The organism is Megasphaera massiliensis (genome assembly GCF_036305205.1).
GTDB lineage: Bacteria > Bacillota > Negativicutes > Veillonellales > Megasphaeraceae > Megasphaera > Megasphaera massiliensis.
Genome location: NZ_JAXIXE010000038.1, coordinates 71,227 through 87,635 on the forward strand (window position 1 = coordinate 71,227; position 16,409 = coordinate 87,635).

Annotated in this window: 18 protein-coding genes and 1 tRNA gene; 14 read left to right on the forward strand and 5 right to left on the reverse strand. The window is 50.3% G+C overall.

The features are described 5' to 3' along the window. The first annotated feature begins 1 nt into the window (after position 1). The 6 genes from UCI88_RS08100 to UCI88_RS08125 all read left to right on the forward strand — a co-directional run bounded on the left by UCI88_RS08100 (position 2) and on the right by UCI88_RS08125 (position 4,830). On the forward strand, positions 2-793 hold the full coding sequence (locus UCI88_RS08100) for a thymidylate synthase (protein ID WP_044503559.1): 792 nt from the start codon (positions 2-4) through the stop codon (positions 791-793). Then, complete coding sequence (locus UCI88_RS08105) at positions 793-1,284, forward strand: dihydrofolate reductase (RefSeq protein WP_044503560.1); 492 nt, start codon at positions 793-795, stop codon at positions 1,282-1,284. The genes UCI88_RS08100 and UCI88_RS08105 overlap by 1 nt, the downstream gene beginning before the upstream one ends. Positions 1,285-1,414: 130 nt before the next feature. Next, on the forward strand, positions 1,415-1,615 hold the full coding sequence (locus UCI88_RS08110) for a cold shock domain-containing protein (RefSeq protein WP_218055521.1): 201 nt from the start codon (positions 1,415-1,417) through the stop codon (positions 1,613-1,615). Between the two features lie 209 nt (positions 1,616-1,824). After that, on the forward strand, positions 1,825-2,766 hold the full coding sequence (locus UCI88_RS08115; protein ID WP_256179358.1) for an ornithine carbamoyltransferase: 942 nt from the start codon (positions 1,825-1,827) through the stop codon (positions 2,764-2,766). Between the two features lie 182 nt (positions 2,767-2,948). Then, positions 2,949-3,377, forward strand: coding sequence for a MarR family winged helix-turn-helix transcriptional regulator (locus UCI88_RS08120; RefSeq protein ID WP_256179357.1), 429 nt, complete (start codon positions 2,949-2,951; stop codon positions 3,375-3,377). A 79-nt stretch (positions 3,378-3,456) separates the two neighbouring features. Beyond that, entirely contained in the window at positions 3,457-4,830 is a 1,374-nt protein-coding gene (locus tag UCI88_RS08125) for an MATE family efflux transporter (protein WP_256179356.1), read from the forward strand. Between the two features lie 176 nt (positions 4,831-5,006). On the opposite strand, the gene UCI88_RS08130 is transcribed toward UCI88_RS08125, so the two are convergent. Further along, positions 5,007-5,942: an AEC family transporter gene (locus UCI88_RS08130; RefSeq protein WP_256179355.1), complete on the reverse strand. Its 936-nt coding sequence runs from the start codon at positions 5,940-5,942 to the stop codon at positions 5,007-5,009. Positions 5,943-6,053: 111 nt separating this feature from the next. Between UCI88_RS08130 and UCI88_RS08135 the strand changes: the two genes are divergently transcribed. Then, positions 6,054-6,905, forward strand: coding sequence for a LysR family transcriptional regulator (locus tag UCI88_RS08135; RefSeq protein ID WP_256179354.1), 852 nt, complete (start codon positions 6,054-6,056; stop codon positions 6,903-6,905). Here UCI88_RS08135 and UCI88_RS08140 read toward each other — a convergent pair. After that, complete coding sequence (locus UCI88_RS08140) at positions 6,867-7,745, reverse strand: DMT family transporter (protein ID WP_044503566.1); 879 nt, start codon at positions 7,743-7,745, stop codon at positions 6,867-6,869. The two genes, UCI88_RS08135 and UCI88_RS08140, sit on opposite strands and share 39 nt — an antisense overlap. A gap of 289 nt (positions 7,746-8,034) precedes the next feature. Between UCI88_RS08140 and sugE the strand changes: the two genes are divergently transcribed. The 4 genes from sugE (at position 8,035) to UCI88_RS08160 (ending at position 10,740) form a co-directional block, all read left to right on the forward strand. Then, a complete protein-coding gene (gene sugE, locus UCI88_RS08145) occupies positions 8,035-8,355 on the forward strand; it encodes a quaternary ammonium compound efflux SMR transporter SugE (protein ID WP_044503567.1) in 321 nt (106 codons plus the stop codon). 102 nt (positions 8,356-8,457) lie between these two features. After that, positions 8,458-9,132: a CpXC domain-containing protein gene (locus UCI88_RS08150; RefSeq protein WP_044503568.1), complete on the forward strand. Its 675-nt coding sequence runs from the start codon at positions 8,458-8,460 to the stop codon at positions 9,130-9,132. 14 nt (positions 9,133-9,146) lie between these two features. Continuing rightward, a complete protein-coding gene (locus UCI88_RS08155) occupies positions 9,147-9,548 on the forward strand; it encodes a CGGC domain-containing protein (protein ID WP_044503569.1) in 402 nt (133 codons plus the stop codon). Continuing rightward, positions 9,538-10,740, forward strand: a complete 1,203-nt coding sequence (locus tag UCI88_RS08160; protein WP_256179353.1) for a tetratricopeptide repeat protein — start codon at positions 9,538-9,540, stop codon at positions 10,738-10,740. Before UCI88_RS08155 ends, UCI88_RS08160 begins: the two co-directional genes overlap by 11 nt. Positions 10,741-10,756: 16 nt before the next feature. Here the strand turns inward: UCI88_RS08160 and UCI88_RS08165 are convergent, their stop codons facing one another. The 3 genes from UCI88_RS08165 to cbiM are packed head-to-tail and all read right to left on the reverse strand — an operon-like array spanning position 10,757 to position 13,227. Further along, a complete protein-coding gene (locus UCI88_RS08165; protein ID WP_044503570.1) occupies positions 10,757-11,404 on the reverse strand; it encodes an energy-coupling factor ABC transporter ATP-binding protein in 648 nt (215 codons plus the stop codon). Next, complete coding sequence (locus tag UCI88_RS08170; protein WP_044503571.1) at positions 11,401-12,210, reverse strand: energy-coupling factor transporter transmembrane component T; 810 nt, start codon at positions 12,208-12,210, stop codon at positions 11,401-11,403. The genes UCI88_RS08165 and UCI88_RS08170 overlap by 4 nt, the downstream gene beginning before the upstream one ends. Positions 12,211-12,222: 12 nt before the next feature. Further along, the gene (gene cbiM, locus UCI88_RS08175) at positions 12,223-13,227 is read right to left on the reverse strand and encodes a cobalt transporter CbiM (protein WP_256179352.1); all 1,005 of its coding nucleotides are present in this window, start codon (positions 13,225-13,227) and stop codon (positions 12,223-12,225) included. 200 nt (positions 13,228-13,427) lie between these two features. Here cbiM and UCI88_RS08180 point away from each other — a divergent pair, with 200 nt between their 5' ends. The 3 genes from UCI88_RS08180 (at position 13,428) to UCI88_RS08190 (ending at position 15,822) form a co-directional block, all read left to right on the forward strand. Beyond that, positions 13,428-14,837, forward strand: coding sequence for an ATP-binding protein (locus UCI88_RS08180; RefSeq protein WP_302357147.1), 1,410 nt, complete (start codon positions 13,428-13,430; stop codon positions 14,835-14,837). 75 nt (positions 14,838-14,912) lie between these two features. Further along, positions 14,913-14,988 (forward strand) — tRNA-Ala (locus tag UCI88_RS08185). A 108-nt stretch (positions 14,989-15,096) separates the two neighbouring features. Beyond that, positions 15,097-15,822, forward strand: a complete 726-nt coding sequence (locus UCI88_RS08190; RefSeq protein ID WP_256179350.1) for an epoxyqueuosine reductase QueH — start codon at positions 15,097-15,099, stop codon at positions 15,820-15,822. The last annotated feature ends 587 nt before the right edge of the window (positions 15,823-16,409 follow it).

The following is a 16,409-nucleotide window of genomic DNA, read 5'->3' on the forward strand; positions in this document are numbered from 1 at the left end:
CATGAGCATGGCCGATACACAATACCTGAATATCGTCGAAAATATCCTCGACCACGGCTATTTCGACAACAACCGCACGGGGGTGCGGACGTACAAGCTGCCCCATCAGATGATGCAGTTCGATTTGGAACATGAATTTCCCATCTTGACGACGAAGTTCGTGGCCTTTAAGACAGCCGTCAAAGAAATCCTTTGGATTTGGCAGCTCCAGAGCAACGATGTGCGGGAGCTGCAGAAGATGAACTGCCACGTTTGGGACGAATGGATGCGTCCTGACGGGACCATCGGCAAGGCTTACGGCTATCAGATCCGGAAGTATAAGCAGGTGGATAAGCTCTTGGATACCCTGAAAAACGATCCCCAGAGCCGGCGCATGATCGTATCCTTGTGGAATATCGAGGATTTGGATGACATGGCCCTCCAGCCCTGTGCCTACCAGACCTTGTGGGATGTCACTGACGGCCGCTTGAACTGTATGCTCATTCAGCGCAGCGGCGATATGGGCCTGGGCGTACCCTTCAACATGACCCAGTATGCCGTTCTCATCCACCTCATTGCCAGGTCTGCCGGCCTCCGTCCGGGCCTCTTTACGCACGTCATCAACAATGCCCATATCTATGAAAATCACGTCGAAGCCATGAAGACCCAGCTGGCCCGCCGAAATCAGGCCTTGGATGCTCCTAAATTGATACTTAACAAGGACATTCACGATTTCTACGCCTTTACACCGGACGACATCCGTCTTGACGATTATCAGCATTTGGGCAAACTGTCCATGGAGGTGGCCGTCTGATGATCCATCTCATTGCCGCCGTCGACAGATCCCGGGGCATCGGCCGGGACAACGACCTCTTATGCCATATTTCAGCCGACTTGAAGCGATTCAAGGCCCTCACCATGAATCACACGATGCTCATGGGCCGCAAGACCTTTGAAAGCCTGCCGGGTGTTCTGCCGGGACGCCCTCATTGGGTCCTGACCCATCAGGCGGACTACCATGTCGATAGTCCGGCAGTGACCCTCTTTCACAGCCCGGAGGCCATGTGTGCCGCTATGAAGGCGGAGGAAGACTACTTCATCATCGGCGGGGCCGCCATGTACCGCGCCTTTTTGCCCTTGGCGGACAGCCTCTATCTGACCGAAATCGACGAAGTTTTTCCCGGTGCTGACACGTTCTTTCCGGAGTGGAAGAGCGACGAGTGGACAGAAACAGAACGGGAAGTCCATGATAAAAATAATAATAATAAATATAAGTTTGCCTTTGCTCATTATGTAAAAAAATAAGGAAATACTCGGGAATTTACTTATATAAATTCGATTGACATTAGCAATCTGTTATGTTACACTAACAAAAGAGCTATAAGGTAGCACTTGCTATGGATAGCTGTAATTGTTTTGATTTTTAGGAGGATTTATCATGCACGGTAAAGTAAAATGGTTTAGCGCAGAAAAAGGTTATGGCTTCATCGAAAGAGAAGACGGCGGCGACGTTTTCGTTCATTTCTCTGCCATTCAGGAAGATGGTTTCAAATCCTTGGCCGAAGGTCAGGATGTTGAATTCGATATTGTTGAAGGTGCGCGCGGACCGCAGGCAGCTAACGTAGTTAAAGCTTAATCGGAAAGTAACACATAGACCTTTTGGACCGGTAATCATCGTGATTACCGGTTTTTTGCGTCTCCGGAAAGGAGCTTGCGCTGCATGAAATTGATTTATATGTATAAATTAAAGAAAATTACGTATAAATACTTGATAAAGGAAAGGCCTTGTGCTATGATATAGCCATCAACAAGTTATAGTCTTACAGGATGAGAGGATGGATATACATGAAACACGCCAACAGCTTTATCGATTATACAGCCGAAGAATTGAAAGGCATCTTATTATTGGCCGACAAGATTAAAAAGAATCAAGACGCTTACAGCCATATTCTCGACGGCAAAAAATTATATACCTTGTTTGAAAAGACGTCGAACCGGACTTATTTGTCCTTTTCCATCGGCATGGAAGAATTGGGCGGCAAGGCCTACAACCAGCTCTGGAAGGACAGCAACTTCACCATTGGCGACCTCATGAGCGAAGTCAAGTACGTCTGCCGCAACGTTGACTGCATCATGGGCCGGTTCAAGAAGGCCGAAACGACGGAAGGCTTCATGAAATATGCCACGGTTCCCGTCATCAACGGCTGTGACAATACCTTCCATCCGTCTCAGGCCCTGGCCGACATGCTGACCCTCTATGAAAAGACGGGACGCTTTGAAGCCAAGGTCCTCTATATCGGGGCTAAAAATAATACCTACAACTCGCTCAGTGAAATCGTCGTCAAATTGGGCGGTACCATGTACGGCTTGACGCCCTTCAGTCAGATCACCAACGTGCCGGCTGACTTTTACGACACCTTGGCAGAGACCGGCCATTATAAAGAACTGCCGACGGATATTTCTAAAGAAGACCTCAAGAAAGTCGTCGCTGACGTCGACTGCGTCTACACCGATACCTGGGTCGACATGGAATTTTTCACCAATCCCGATTACGCCGAAAAGAAAGACAAGATCATCAACATGATGATGCCCTATCAAATCGACGCAGCCCTCATGGAAGGGACGGACACCATGGTATTCCATGATATGCCCATCCATCCGGGCTATGAAATCAGCCAAGACGTCATGGAAGCTCATTTGGAAACGATCCTCGACGAAGCCGAAAACAGACGTCATGCCGAAAAAGGACTCTTGGTCTACCTCATGACGGGAAAATTGGATTGGTAAGCCTCGTATCCGTGTCATGACCACCACTTTTTGTAAAAATGCATACATGAACTATAGCGGGAAAACCGTCGCCGTCAGGGATTTTGTCCTTGACGGTGATTTTTTATGCGCCGGATGCCTTATTGACAGGCCGTCGTATTTGAGATACAATTACTTAGGAAACTAAGAAATAGGAGGGTGCCATGATATCGAATAACCGACATATTGGAAGTTATGTCAGCAAATTGTCCAACAAGCTGCGCCGAAAGTTAGAGATGCTTCCGTCCCGCGGTGAATTCAGCGGCTCTCAAGGGCGGACCCTTCACTTTTTGCTGGCCCAAAGAGAAGACGTCTTCCAAAAAGATCTTGAAGAAGAGTTCGGCATCCGGCCGTCGACGGCAACGGAGCTCTTAAAGCAGATGGAAAAGAACGGACTCATTACCCGTGAGGCGGCCGCCCATGACAACCGCTTAAAAAAGATTGTCTTAACGGAAAGGGCCTTGCGGTATCGGCAGCAAGTCATAGACGATTTGACGGCCTTAGATGAAAGACTGATCAAGGACATTTCTAAAAAGGACCTGCAAGTCTTTGTGAAGGTCGTTGAGAAGATGATGGATAACCTGTCTGACTGAAAGGGCAGACGCGTTGTCCTTTCTCTTTAACTAAATACTTAGGAAACTAAGATATGATAGAAAGGCGAGGCACTTTAATATGAATGAAAAAAATGATTTTTCGACGGGAAAGCTCTTTCCCATGATTTTAAAATACTCCATTCCGGCGGCTATTTCTCTTTTGATTACAGCCATTTATAACATCGTCGACCGGATCTTTGTAGGCAACTTCAACGGCACGTCGGCCTTGGCCGGTCTTTCGATTTGCTTTCCTCTTTTTTACATGATGATGGCTTTCGGCCTGACTTGCAGCGCCGGCGGATCGTCTCTGTTCAGCCTGTTTTCCGGAAAAGGGGAACAGGAGAATATGAACCGTTCCTTTGGCAATTCCCTGATTTTAGTCATCGTCTTTGAAGTGCTGCTGTCCGTCTTTTTGCTGCTGTTTGCCGATCCTATCCTAAAGGTGTTCGGCGTTACCGAAACGGCTTATGAATACGCCCTCGCTTATTACCGCATCGTGGCCCTGGGCTGCCTCTTTCAAGGGCTGAGCCAGGTTTTTTGCGACTTTGTTCGCGTTTCCGGAAAGCCCGTCCTGGGGATGGGCGTAACGGCTGTCGGGGCCGTGACCAACATCCTCCTCGACGCCGTCTTTGTGGCCGGCCTCGACTGGGGCGTCACCGGTGCAGCTTGGGCGACGGTTATCGGTCAATTCCTTTCGGCCTTTTTTGGGGCTTACCTCGTTTGGAAAGGCCATACGAAGGTCGAAATCAAACGGGATACCTTTGCCTTCGATGCCTGGCTGTCGCGGACTATCATTTCCTGCGGCTTTGCCTTTTGGATTGCCCAAATGGCCATGGGTCTCATCAGCCTCGTCTATAACAGCCAATTAGGCCAATACGGCGGCGATACGGCCATCAGTGTCTACGCCGTCGTCTCTAGTATGATGACCTTTGTCATCATGCCGGCCAGCGGTATCAGCCAGGGGATTCAGCCCATCGTCGGCAACAACTTCGGAGCGAAACAGTACCATCGGGTCATGGCCACCTTATATCAGGCCTCCGCTTTTTCGGTCGGCATTACCTGCATCATCTGGATTCTGATCATGGTATTTCCCGAGGCCATTCTGGCGGCTTTTGGGGCTACGGAAGATATGCTGGCCATCGGCGTTCCCGGACTGCGGGCCAATTTCTGCATCACCCCGATTCTGGGCTTTGTCATGCTGGTGACGACATTCTTCCAGTCCATTGCCAAACCGATGCCTTCCATCGTCATCACCTTTTTACGGCAGATTCTGTTCCTCATCCCGCTCATCTATATGCTGCCTGTACTGTGGGACATCAATGGTATCTTCATGGCCCAGCCCATCAGTGACGCCTTGGCCCTTATCATTTCCATTTTCTTCGTCATACGGGAACAGCGGATCCTTTATGGCCTTTCCGACAGTCCTGAAAAGGCTGGTTTTATGGCTTCATAAGATGTTTTATTGCAGCAGGGGGACTGTGATTGCATGGGGAGGAGATACGCTGCGTTTGAGCCTGGCCGGAGCCTTCCCATGTTGCCTGCGCGTAAGTTTGACAAGTTCATGAATCAGGTTGTCTACACGAAAAAAGCTGTCCTCATGGGACAGCTTTTGTTCTGCGTGAAATTGAGTTAGCCGAAATAGAGACAGACCAAGGGCAGGGTGAAGATGGAGCAGATCGTCGTCACTAAGGTCATGCCGGCGGCATATTCTCCGGCGGACTGCTGATTTTGAGCCAGCATGACGACGGCGGCCATGGTAGGAAGGGCAGAGAGGAGGCTCAAGGTGATGACGATGTCGTTCATGACGCCTAACATCGTGCCCAGTTCGTAGAAGAAAATGGGAAAGAGGCACATCTTGACCAGGACCGTGCCATAAAACTCTTTTTTGCCAATGTATTTTTTCAGGTCGATGAAGCAGAATAAGCCGCCCATGTAAATCATGGCCAAGGGTGTCGTCACGGCACCGGCCTTCGTCAGCGGAATATTGATGGACTGCGGCAGATGGGCCTCCATAAAGATGCCGATGACGGCTAAGGTGACGGCAATCGTTGCCGGGTTGACCATCTTTAAGAGGCGGCTGGCAATGGACATGGCGTTTTCCTTATCTGTTGGCGCCGTTAAATTGACGCCTACCGTCCACAGCAGGAGCTGGTCGACGACGGTAAATAAGGCGATATAGAGCATGCCTTGTTCGGGAAAGACGGCAGCTACGATGGGGATGCCCATGAAGCCGATGTTGCCGAACATGGAACAGGCGCTGTAGACGTGATTTTCATTGCCCTTTAGGCTGAACAGGCGTGCCAAAAGTCGGCTGAGGGGGTATAATAAAAAATAAAGCAGGGCCGTTACGGCCAAGACCGGAAGGTCGTCGACGAACTCTTGGCGCGTCGCCCCGTTGAGGGTATTGGTGAATAAGAGCAGGGGCAGGGATATCTTGGTAATGAACTGCGATAAGACGCCGAGAGAACGAGGGGTCAAGACTTTCATCCGTACGCCGGCAATACCGATAAGGATGTAGATGACGAAGCCGATGATTTGCACAAGGACGATGGAAAAGTAATTCATTGGCAAGACTCCTTTCTTGAAACTTCCTTATTTTATCATGCCTGATGTGTCCTGACTAATGAAACCTGCGGCCTTTGCCATGAAAAAAAGTGATGGATGAGGAGGATGGCCATGGATCTTTCCAAGATACGGTATTTTTTAGAAGCGGCCAGGCTGAATAATTTTACCCAGGCTGCCCATAACTGCCACATTGCCCAGACGACGATGACAAAATATATTACTAATTTGGAACGGGACCTGGGGTGTCCGCTTTTCTACCGGGAACACCGCGGTGTGTCACTCACGGCAGAAGGCCGCCGTTTTTACGAGGGCATGAAGGGGATTTGCCGGTCTTATAAAGAGCTGCGCGATTCTCTGCGGCGGAAGGGGCATACCGAAATCCGTCTGGGAATGGCCATGCAGGAATACGTCGAAGCCTTATGGCTGCGCCGGTTTGAAGAAGCCTATCCGGAATATAAATTGTATTTCAGTTTTGATGACGTGGCCGACTTAGAGCGTCATTTAGCAGCCGGTCTCCTCGACGGATTCGTCTTTTCTGACGCCCAGGCGGTGAAGGACTCCTTTACGTATCGGCCATTGTTTTCTATTCGTCAGTCCTTTGTCTGCGCCAATTCCCTGTGGGAACGATATGGGGACATCGAAGCCGTCGTCGGCCATGCGCCCTTTGTGACCAAGTCGGACAGCCCGGCTTATGTCGAGAAGATACGGAATAATTTTCGACAGGCTTTTCATCAGGACTTTGAAGAAATCCATCGCTGTAAGAACTTGTCCGAGCAGCTCTTGACGGTCAGCATGTCCCAGGGCTTTGCCGTCCTGCCCCTCCATCAGGGCGATGCCTATCCGGGGCTTCGAGTCATTCCCTTAGCCGACGCTTTTACCGAATATGCCGTCCTGGCATATCGACAGGACGGCATGACCGAGGCGTTACAATGCTTCTTGTCTTTTTTTGCGGGGATGCCATAATTCACTCAAGGCGACGCCGCCGAGGATGAGGACGGCGCCGAGCCACTGCATGGGCGTTAGGATTTCACCGAGAATCAAGGCCGACAAGAGGAGGGCCGTGAAGGGTTCGAAGTAGCCGCAGATGGAAACGCTCTGGGCCGACAGGCGTTGAACGCCGGTAAAATAAAGGGCATAGCCGAGGCCCGTATTGATGATGCCTAATATGGCCATGTAGGACAGGTCTTGGAGGGTTAAATCGACGGCCGGAGTCGGGATAGTATAGGTAACGGCGCCGACGAGGAGGGAGGCGACGACGAGCTGACAGGCCGGGGAAAAGAAACCCGTCATGGGTTTTGCTTTTTTCATGACGATGATCAAGAGGGCAAAGCAGACGGCGCCGAGAAAGCCGCAGGCGACGCCCCAGGACAGGCCGTGAGCCTTAAAGTCGGCTCCGTTGATGGCCATGATGCCTAAGGTGACCAAAATCATGGCTGTGACTTTGGGAAGGGTGAAGGGCTCTTTAAAGACGAACCGCGACAGTATCATGATCAAAATAGGCCCGATATAACACAAGAGAGTGGCCAAACTGACACCGATATGCTGGTAGGCTTCATAGAGAAAAATCCAGTTCCCGCCCAGAAAGACGCCGGCCAGGACTAAGAGCAGCCATTCCCTGGGCGTCATCTGATGGAGGGTACTCCATTCATGGCGGAAGGTCGTCAGGACCATTAAAAACAGGCTGCCCAGGACCGTTCGGGTCAGGACGATTTCGTAGCTCGACAGCGGAATGTGGCTGGCAATGATGCCGTTAGTACCGTAAATGACCGTTGCCAGCATGAATTTTACATAGGCGTCTTTCATGGAGATGCCCCCCTTCACAGTTGCTGTTTTTACTATAGCATATCCGCTCTTGTCTGTCTGTAGGTTGTAAAAGATCAAACGTTTATCTGAAAGAGATTTTCTGTAGATGCCACGATACTTTCCATACAGGACGGGACTGTTGACAAGGGAAAATTTCTGTGATAGAATGCCACCCGTAGAAACATGTTAACTGCATATATAGATTACCGCCGGGTACGCGATACGATTCCAGTAGGCCTTTGTTGGAATCGTGCAGCGTACCTTTTTTTTAGAGAAGGAGAGGATTTATATGTCTTGGATTTACTTATTGATTGCCGGTATTTTAGAAATGGGCTGGGCCGTGGGCCTGAAATATACTCACGGATTTTCACGGCTCGTGCCCAGTGTCCTTACGTTGGTCGCCATGGCCGGCAGCTTCATCTTTCTGAGTTTGGCCCTGCGTCATCTTCCCATCAGCATGGCCTATGCCATTTGGACGGGTATCGGCATCGTCGGAACCGTCATCGCCGGCCTGATTTTCTTTCACGAATCCCTGTCGCCCTGGCAGGTCTTGTCGGTCGCTCTCATCGTCGCCGGTATCGTCGGACTGCGTGTGACCAGCGGTGCTTAGAAGGCTTCCTTTGAGACCGACTCCGGCCGTATGCCCGGTCTTATGATTGTGGTATAATAAAAAAAACGCCATCTACGGTGGCAGAGAAGAGAGGTATTCATCATGAGTATGCAGCACCAAGAAGAAATCACGTGTCCTGCCTGTCAAAAGGCCGGGAATTTTACCGTTTGGGATAGTGTCGACATCGCCGAAAACCCGGAAATGAAGGACAGCATCGCGTCCTTAGACGCCTTTCACTATCACTGCCCGCACTGCGGCACGACGGTGAATATCGACTACGGTTTCTTATATCACGACGCAGCGCGTCGCTTCATGGTGTTTTACGGGCCGACTGAGAATGACGAACAGCGGGCTGACCGTGATATGGCGGACAATCACCAGGTCTTTGAACGCATGAGTGCCAATCAGTATATTTTCCGCCTGGTCCGGACGAAAGAAGATTTGCTGGAAAAAATAACAATCTTTGAAGCCGGCCTCGATGACCGCTTGATGGAATTGACCAAAGCCGCAGCCCTGGCTCAATTTAAGGAACAGGATAAGGACTTTAAGGTTACGAGCTGCCACTTTGTCAGCCAGGATGACGGCTCCCTTCGCCTGGTATTCTTCGACAAGGCCTCGGAACAGGGCGCCTATATTGATTTTAAGGACGGCCTCAGCCCCTTGTACAACCAGTTTGAACAGTCTTTATCGGAAAATCTGCCGAAAGAAGAACCGGTGCTGGCCCGCATCGATCCGGCTTGGACTCAGGATTTCTTGAATACCTACGTATATAACTAAAAGGAGGGAACCTTATGTCCCAATTAGTCGTCGTCATCCAATGCGATATCGTCACCAAGCGCTGCAGCGGCTATGCCTGTATGAATACCTTCGCCAACCGCGTGGACACCATGGCTGATTATCCCGCCGATACGCGGTTTCTCATGATGACCTGCGGCGGCTGCTGCGGTGCCGGCATTTCAGCCAAGCTCGAAAACTTGGCCCGGAAGATGAAGCGCTACGGCGATGATAAAGAAAATGTCACCATCCATTTCGCCTCGTGCGTCGTATCCGACTCGTACCACCGGCCGCCCTGTCCCTTCCGGAATTACATGGCCCGGATCATCGAGCGCAAGGGCTATCCCTTAGTTCTGGGGACGTATATTTCTAAATCTACGGAAGCTAAGCGGAAGAAGGGCATCTATCGTGAATTCTAAGCTGAAAAGAGGCCTTTTGGCAGGCCTTATGGGGGCAGTGCTGTTGGGCCTGCCCTTTTTCGTGTCTCTTCCGGTTCAAGCTAAAATAGGTGTTGACAAACAGGCTGTCGAGAAGGCTCACTGGCAGATGCTGCCGCCTTATGATCGGCCCTTCCTCGACGTGCCGGAAGGCTCCGATACGATCATGGGGCCGGCGACAGTATCTCAGGCGCAGATGGTCCGCTTCATCCGTCAGCGCAATGCCAATCCTAAATTAAACGCTCCCTTAGAAGACGTCGTACAAGCTTATTACGACGAAGCCGGCCGCGAAGGCATCCGTCCCGACGTCGCCCTCTGTCAGGCCTTGAAGGAGACGGGATACTTTGCCTATGGCGGTGACGTGTCGCCTGAGCAGAATAATTTCTGCGGCCTCGGTGCAACGGGAAACGGGGCCCCCGGAGCCAGTTTTGCCACGCCGCAGCTCGGCGTCCGCGCCCATATCCAGCATCTTTTGGCTTATGCCAGCCCGGAACGGCCGAAAACGGCTATCGTAGATCCCCGTTATGAACTCCTCGTTCAAAATCATCCCGACCTCTACGGAAAGGTGACGAATTGGACCGGCCTCAATGGTCGCTGGGCCGTCCCCGGCAAGCACTACGGTCAGGAAATCCTCTGGATGTGGACCGAAGCCCAGACGCCGGACGGGAGCGACGATGATTTACTGACGGGCTTTGAAAAAGTCATCCTCCACAGGGACGACCCGACGTCCTATCTTTATCGGGGCATCGTCTTCTTCCATAAAGGGTATTACTGGCTGGCCGAAGAGGATTTTCGCCAAGCCATAAAGCAAAATGAAGAGTCTTCGGCAGCCTGGTATGATCTGGCCTTGACCCAGCAAAAAAGAGGGAACCTCGACGATTCCCTCACAAGTTATGATAAGGCCATTGCCCTTCGGCCCGAATTTTTAGAGGCCTGGTATAATCGCGGAATGCTGACCATGGACCTCGGAAACGATGAAGAGGCTCTGCGTTCCTTCCGAGAAATCCTCCGCTTTTCACCCCAGTCGGCAGATGCTGCCAATGCCATGGCCGTCCTGTATTTTCGGCAGGGGAAATACGATGCCGGACGGCAGGCTTTGCACAAAGCAGGACAAATCAACACCATGAATGAACGTGTGAAAGCCAATCAAAAACAGATGCAAGCCTACGAATAGGTCTGCATCTGTTTTTTTATGACTTCATTGATATTTCTTTATCGATAATCTTTTCGATGATACCGGCGTGGTGGGTCGCTACGATGAGGGTCTTTCCGGCTGCTTTCAGGCTGGGCAGGAAATCTTCCAACCAGGCAAGGCCGTCGGCATCGAGGTAGCTTTCCGGCTCGTCCATGGTCCAAATCTGGGGATTCATGGTCAGGATGGAGGCCATAGCCGTCCGCTTCTTTTCGCCGCCGGACAGGGAATAAGGCGCCCTGTCGGCCAGTTTCGTCAGGCCCAACAGATCCATAGCATCATCGACGCGTTTTTTGACTTCTTCGGAAGGGAGGCCCATTTGGACGGGACCGAAGGCCAATTCTTCGCGGACGCTGCTGCAAAAGAGCTGCGAATCAGGATGCTGCCAGATATAGCCGATGCGCTGGTGAAACCATTTTGAATAGCGGTGGTCGCGCATCTTGGCCGCCGTAATGACCGTGCCGTCAAAGGTATAGGTCCCCAGCTGCGGGAATATAAGGCCGTTCAACAGCCGCAGGAGAGTCGATTTGCCGGAGCCGTTGGGCCCGGTGAGGAGGACGGCCTGACCGGGTTCGATCGTCTCCGTCAGGTGACTGAGAATGGGTCTGTCGTCATAGGCAAAACAGACGTCGTCGAGAATAATCATGAAAGAACTCCTTCCAAACGGATGAAGAGATAGACGTAAGATAAGAGCATCAGGAGCAGCACGCCCGTAGCCGGTGACAAGGAACGCCTTTTTCCCTCATCATAGACTTGGTATTCGCCGGTGAAACCGCGGCAGCGCATGGCTTCGTAGAGGTCCTGAGAGAGGCGCTGCGACTTTTGCAGCATCATGCCGGCGACGCCGCTGAGGGCCGCTTTTTTATCGGGATTATGGCCGACGGAGCGCAGTTTCAGGGCCGTCAAGAGTTCTGCCGATTCTTGGCCGAGGATGGCGATGTAGCGTAAGGTCGTATCCAAGATGAAAATGACCAGCGACGGAACGTGAAAGGCCTTGAGGGCGGCCGTCAGTTTGTGCCACGACACGTTTTGCTGAAGGAGCATCAGACAGAGGACGGTGAGACAGGTTTTACAGGGCAGGAGAAAGACGTGGCGTCCGTTGCCGAGAAAAAAGGCCGGGGTGACGATGACGGCACAGACGGCGGAAGCGGCAAGGGCTGCCGCCAAGGTCGTGCGCAGCTCACGTCCCGGATGGAAGGCCAGGAGGACCAATTCACCGGCCAGGACAGCCCAGAGAAAGGCCATGGTCCGACAGAGGACGATGAGGAGAATCATGAGTAAGGTCGTCAGCAAGGCCGGACCGGCACCGACGGACCATCGCGACGGGCCGTGCTGTTGGCGCAGGGCCTTCAATATAGAAACTAAGCGCAGGAGAGAGCGGGAAATGAAATAATCCCGGTCACGGCCGGGATTATAAATTTCTTCACGCTGCGCCCATTCGGGGAGTTTCATCGTTTAGGCCTCCTAATGCTGAGATGGTGTGTCAAAGGACGGCTTGGCCGGCAGGAAGGACGCGATGACTTTAAAGATGATGATCAACAGGGCCGTGCCGACGAGGGCGGAAATGATATAGCCTAAAACGTCGGGGAGCCCTGCAATGGCATAGTCCGGCATGAGGACATCGAAGGAGAAGCCGTTTTCCATACCGGCCGGCGTATAGCCTAAGGCCGAGCCGAAGAAATCCGTTTCTGCCAGTTCTTCCGCATCCCATTCGCCCCAAGCCGTACCGGCAGCTAAGAGCCCTAAAGGCGTGGCCAAAATGAGGGCAGCCAAGAGTCCGAACAAGGATTTACTCGACGAGGCCGGAGCCGACATATGAAATAAAGCGGGCGATGTCTTTTTGAGGTAGGCCAGGACACCTGTCGTGAAGATGACTTCAGCCAAACCGAAAATCGTGATATGGCCGATCATCATGGCCGGAATGGAAATGGACAGAGGGTACGGGCAGTATAATGCCTGACCGGCGGCATCGGTGAAGATCAATGGCTGGATGCCGAATTCAACGGCAGCGCAGAAGGCGGCGACGTTGATGCCGACATAAGAGCCGATACCGGCAGCGATGATATCCGAAGAGATGAGTTTTTTTACGCCGTGATAGACGAAATATCCCGTAAAGGGCAAGGCAAAGGCCATGTTGAAACTGTTGGCGCCAAAGGCTAAGATGCCGCCGTCGCCAAAGAAGAGGGCTTGGATGAGAAGGGCCACACTGACAGAGAGACAGGCCGCGTAGGGGCCGAGGAGGATGGCGATGAGCGTGCCGCCGACGGCATGACCCGTCGTACCGCCCGGAAGGGGAACGTTGAACATCATGGCCAAGAAGGAAAAAGCCGCAGCGACGCCGAGGAGGGGCAGCTTTTCACGAGGGACCGTTTCCTTGACCTTGCGGATCGACAGCAGCCAGATCGGAACCATGACCGCCCCCAGGACGCCGCACGTCGAAGGGCTCAGATAATTCTCAGGGATATGCATTGATAATGACCTCTTTTCCACGAATAGTTTAATATAGTATTATTTTACTGAAAAAAAGGAAGAAATATAAGCCCATAGGGGGGATACAAATTTCCTCTTCTTCTTTCCCTGTAGCCGCGAAGTCTTGAAGTATGGTATAATTTACTTAAAAGTATTTTAGTCGGAAAGGAATGAGTCATAAATTTCCGACTAAAAATAATATGACTAAAAGAAATCTGAGTAAAGGAGAAAATATGTTTATTGGCAGACAGGATGAATTAGAGAAATTGGCGGAAATGTACCATTCAGATCAACAAGAAGTCGTCCTTATTTATGGCAGACGCCGCGTAGGGAAAAGTGAGTTGATAAAACAATTTTTGCAAGGCTGTCAGACAAAAGGACTGTACTATCAGTGTAAGCGAACGACGGAGATGAATAATACCGAGAGCTTATCGGCTTTGTTTTCCGAAATATATGGCTATCCGCCGCTGTCTTTTGACAGTTTTGAAGCTTTGTTGGATTTTTTCTTTCAACAGGCTTGTCGGGAAAAGAGTGTACTTGTTTTGGATGAATATCCCTATTTACGTCAGACCGTAAAAGGCCTTGACAGCATCATTCAGGCGATGATTGACAAATATCACGGCCAATCGCAGTTAAAATTAATCCTTTGCGGTTCCTTCGTGGACACGATGAAATCCTTATTATTGGAAGAAAATCCACTGTACGGCCGATTGACCATGACGATTCATTTGCATCCCATGGACTATTTTGAAACAGCGCAGTTCTATCCTTCATTTTCTCCCGTTGATAAGATTCGCTTGTACAGTGTTTTTGGCGGCATTCCTTACTATAACCGGCTTGTCGATGAGACTACGAGCGTTCGTGACAATATTCTTCGCCTTCTCGTTGTACCGGGTGCGCGGTTAGAAAATGAGGTTCAAATGTATTTATTGGGAGAATTGGGGAAATTTGTCAATGCTAATGAAGCCTTTGAAGCCTTAGCGCGAGGTTTTCGGCGGTATAAGGATATTTTGTCCCAATCTCATATTTCCAGCAGCCCGGTACTGGCTGAGGTATTGAAACGACTGATTTTGATGGAACTGGTGGAAAAGACGGCTCCTATTAATGATGCTCAAAATGCGAAAAAAACCAGCTATCATATTTCAGATAATATGGCTGGCTTCTATTACCGATATCTTTTCCGATATAGTTCACAGCGGCGTATTATGTCGCCTGATGCCTTTTATGATCGATATATTGACACTGATTTTGAAGAACAGCTTGTTCCGCATTGTTTTGAAGATATTTGTCGTCAATTCCTTATCCGAAAAAATAGAAGGGGAGAGCTGCCCGAAATATTCGATGCCATTGGCCGCTACTATTATGATTTACCGAAAGAACATCGTAATGGCGAATTCGATGTCGTAACCCATGACCGGAAAGGATACATCTTTTATGAAGCGAAATTTCGTCAGTCTCCATTGACGGACGCCATGATAGAAGAGGAGATACGACAGGTACAGCAGACGGGGTTAGCCTGCTATCAATACGGATTTTTTTCCCGTTCCGGCTATCAAGTTACGCCCCGACCGGACGTTGTTCTCTATCGCTTAGATGATTTGTTTGAATAAGGTGGTTCTAGTTTGGGGCGGGGATCAACTTTTTCTTGTACCTCAGGAACTTTTGCGTTACAATAAGGACGTATTGGGGCATTAGCTCAGCTGGGAGAGCGCAAGGTTCGCAATCTTGAGGTCAGGGGTTCGATCCCCCTATGCTCCACCAATTTGAAAGACCATACCCACGCAGCCGGGAAGCCGCGCGGGTGTTTTTTTACGGTGTCCGTGCCGTCCTTTTCGCCGGCTTTTAGGCGACAGAAAGTGAGTACAGACGATGATCGATTATCATGAAATTTTATCCCGTATGAATCCGAACCAGCGGATCAACTACGATACGGTGTACCAGAAGATGGCCAAGCGCTGGCAGCAGGACGGCGTCAAGCCGCGAATTCTGCTCCACTCCTGCTGCGGTCCCTGCAGTACGGCCGTCTTGGATCGCCTGGTTGAGGTTTCCGACGTGACGGTCTATTTTTTTAATCCCAACATTCATCCCGAAGCGGAATATAAGCGGCGGGAATGGGTGCAGAAAGAGTTCATTGCCGAATATAATGAAAAAACGGGCCACGACGTTCACTTCTTGGCCGCCCCATATGAGCCTAAATCTTATTTTGAAGCCGTAAAAGGCCTGGAAGACGAGCCGGAAGGCGGCGCCCGCTGCCGCGTTTGTTTTGAGCAGCGCATGAAGGCCGCTGCCGAAAAGATGAAGGAACTCGACTTCGATTACTTCACGACGACCTTGACCGTCAGCCCTCATAAAAATTCGCAGGTCATCAATGACGTCGGCCGCGAGATTGAAGCAGCATACGGGATTTCCTACTTGCCTACGGACTTTAAGAAGGGCAACGGCTTTCTGACCTCGACTAAGATGGCCGAAGCCTACGGACTCTATCGCCAGCCTTACTGCGGCTGTATCTTCGGTGCCCGCAGTCAAGGCCTCGATTTAGAAGAGGTCCGCAAAGATGCCGAAGCCTTTTTGGCCGATAAAGAGAAAAATAAATGACATATTGTGTTATCAAAGCCCTTTCGAGAGAATGGGCTTCTTTTTATGGGAAGAGCTTATAGACACAATTAAAATACGATTAGAATAAATAATAATGATATAGTTGTGTGGATTTACACTAAAATTTGATTTACAATATAATTACATAAAACAAATTATATTGATTGGAAGTGGAGTCATGAGTAAAGATAGACGGAATATATTGCGTGCCTGTATCTTGAGCGTATTGATGACTATGCCTGTTGCCGGTGTCTGTTCGGCATCTTCTTATCCTTGGACCGATGAAGATAATATCGGTGGTACATATGAAATCAAAGGCAGAAACCACGCTATTTCCTTTGATGAGAGTGAAAAAACAGTTCAAGCCAAAGATGATGTAATTATCAAAAATGGGGCAGAAGCTGATTTGGATAACAATGATGATACAATGTCTATCATTTCAACTGTCGGTGAAGATGGGAATTCCTTTACCTTCGATATGAATGGAAAAAATATTACTGCTGGCGACTACGGTTCATTTATCAATTTGACAGGTGGGAGTAATAATAAGGCTGAGGTTGTGAATGCTTGGAATATCACCAGCACCA

Coding starts and splice junctions, on each gene's coding strand:
- UCI88_RS08100 (WP_044503559.1), top strand. CDS start 2: ATGAGCATGGCCGATACACAATACCTGAATATCGTCGAAAATATCCTC.
- UCI88_RS08105 (WP_044503560.1), top strand. CDS start 793: ATGATCCATCTCATTGCCGCCGTCGACAGATCCCGGGGCATCGGCCGG.
- UCI88_RS08115 (WP_256179358.1), top strand. CDS start 1,825: ATGAAACACGCCAACAGCTTTATCGATTATACAGCCGAAGAATTGAAA.
- UCI88_RS08120 (WP_256179357.1), top strand. CDS start 2,949: ATGATATCGAATAACCGACATATTGGAAGTTATGTCAGCAAATTGTCC.
- UCI88_RS08125 (WP_256179356.1), top strand. CDS start 3,457: ATGAATGAAAAAAATGATTTTTCGACGGGAAAGCTCTTTCCCATGATT.
- UCI88_RS08130 (WP_256179355.1), bottom strand. CDS start 5,942: ATGAATTACTTTTCCATCGTCCTTGTGCAAATCATCGGCTTCGTCATC.
- UCI88_RS08135 (WP_256179354.1), top strand. CDS start 6,054: ATGGATCTTTCCAAGATACGGTATTTTTTAGAAGCGGCCAGGCTGAAT.
- UCI88_RS08140 (WP_044503566.1), bottom strand. CDS start 7,745: ATGAAAGACGCCTATGTAAAATTCATGCTGGCAACGGTCATTTACGGT.
- sugE (WP_044503567.1), top strand. CDS start 8,035: ATGTCTTGGATTTACTTATTGATTGCCGGTATTTTAGAAATGGGCTGG.
- UCI88_RS08150 (WP_044503568.1), top strand. CDS start 8,458: ATGAGTATGCAGCACCAAGAAGAAATCACGTGTCCTGCCTGTCAAAAG.
- UCI88_RS08155 (WP_044503569.1), top strand. CDS start 9,147: ATGTCCCAATTAGTCGTCGTCATCCAATGCGATATCGTCACCAAGCGC.
- UCI88_RS08165 (WP_044503570.1), bottom strand. CDS start 11,404: ATGATTATTCTCGACGACGTCTGTTTTGCCTATGACGACAGACCCATT.
- UCI88_RS08170 (WP_044503571.1), bottom strand. CDS start 12,210: ATGAAACTCCCCGAATGGGCGCAGCGTGAAGAAATTTATAATCCCGGC.
- cbiM (WP_256179352.1), bottom strand. CDS start 13,227: ATGCATATCCCTGAGAATTATCTGAGCCCTTCGACGTGCGGCGTCCTG.
- UCI88_RS08180 (WP_302357147.1), top strand. CDS start 13,428: ATGACTAAAAGAAATCTGAGTAAAGGAGAAAATATGTTTATTGGCAGA.
- UCI88_RS08190 (WP_256179350.1), top strand. CDS start 15,097: ATGATCGATTATCATGAAATTTTATCCCGTATGAATCCGAACCAGCGG.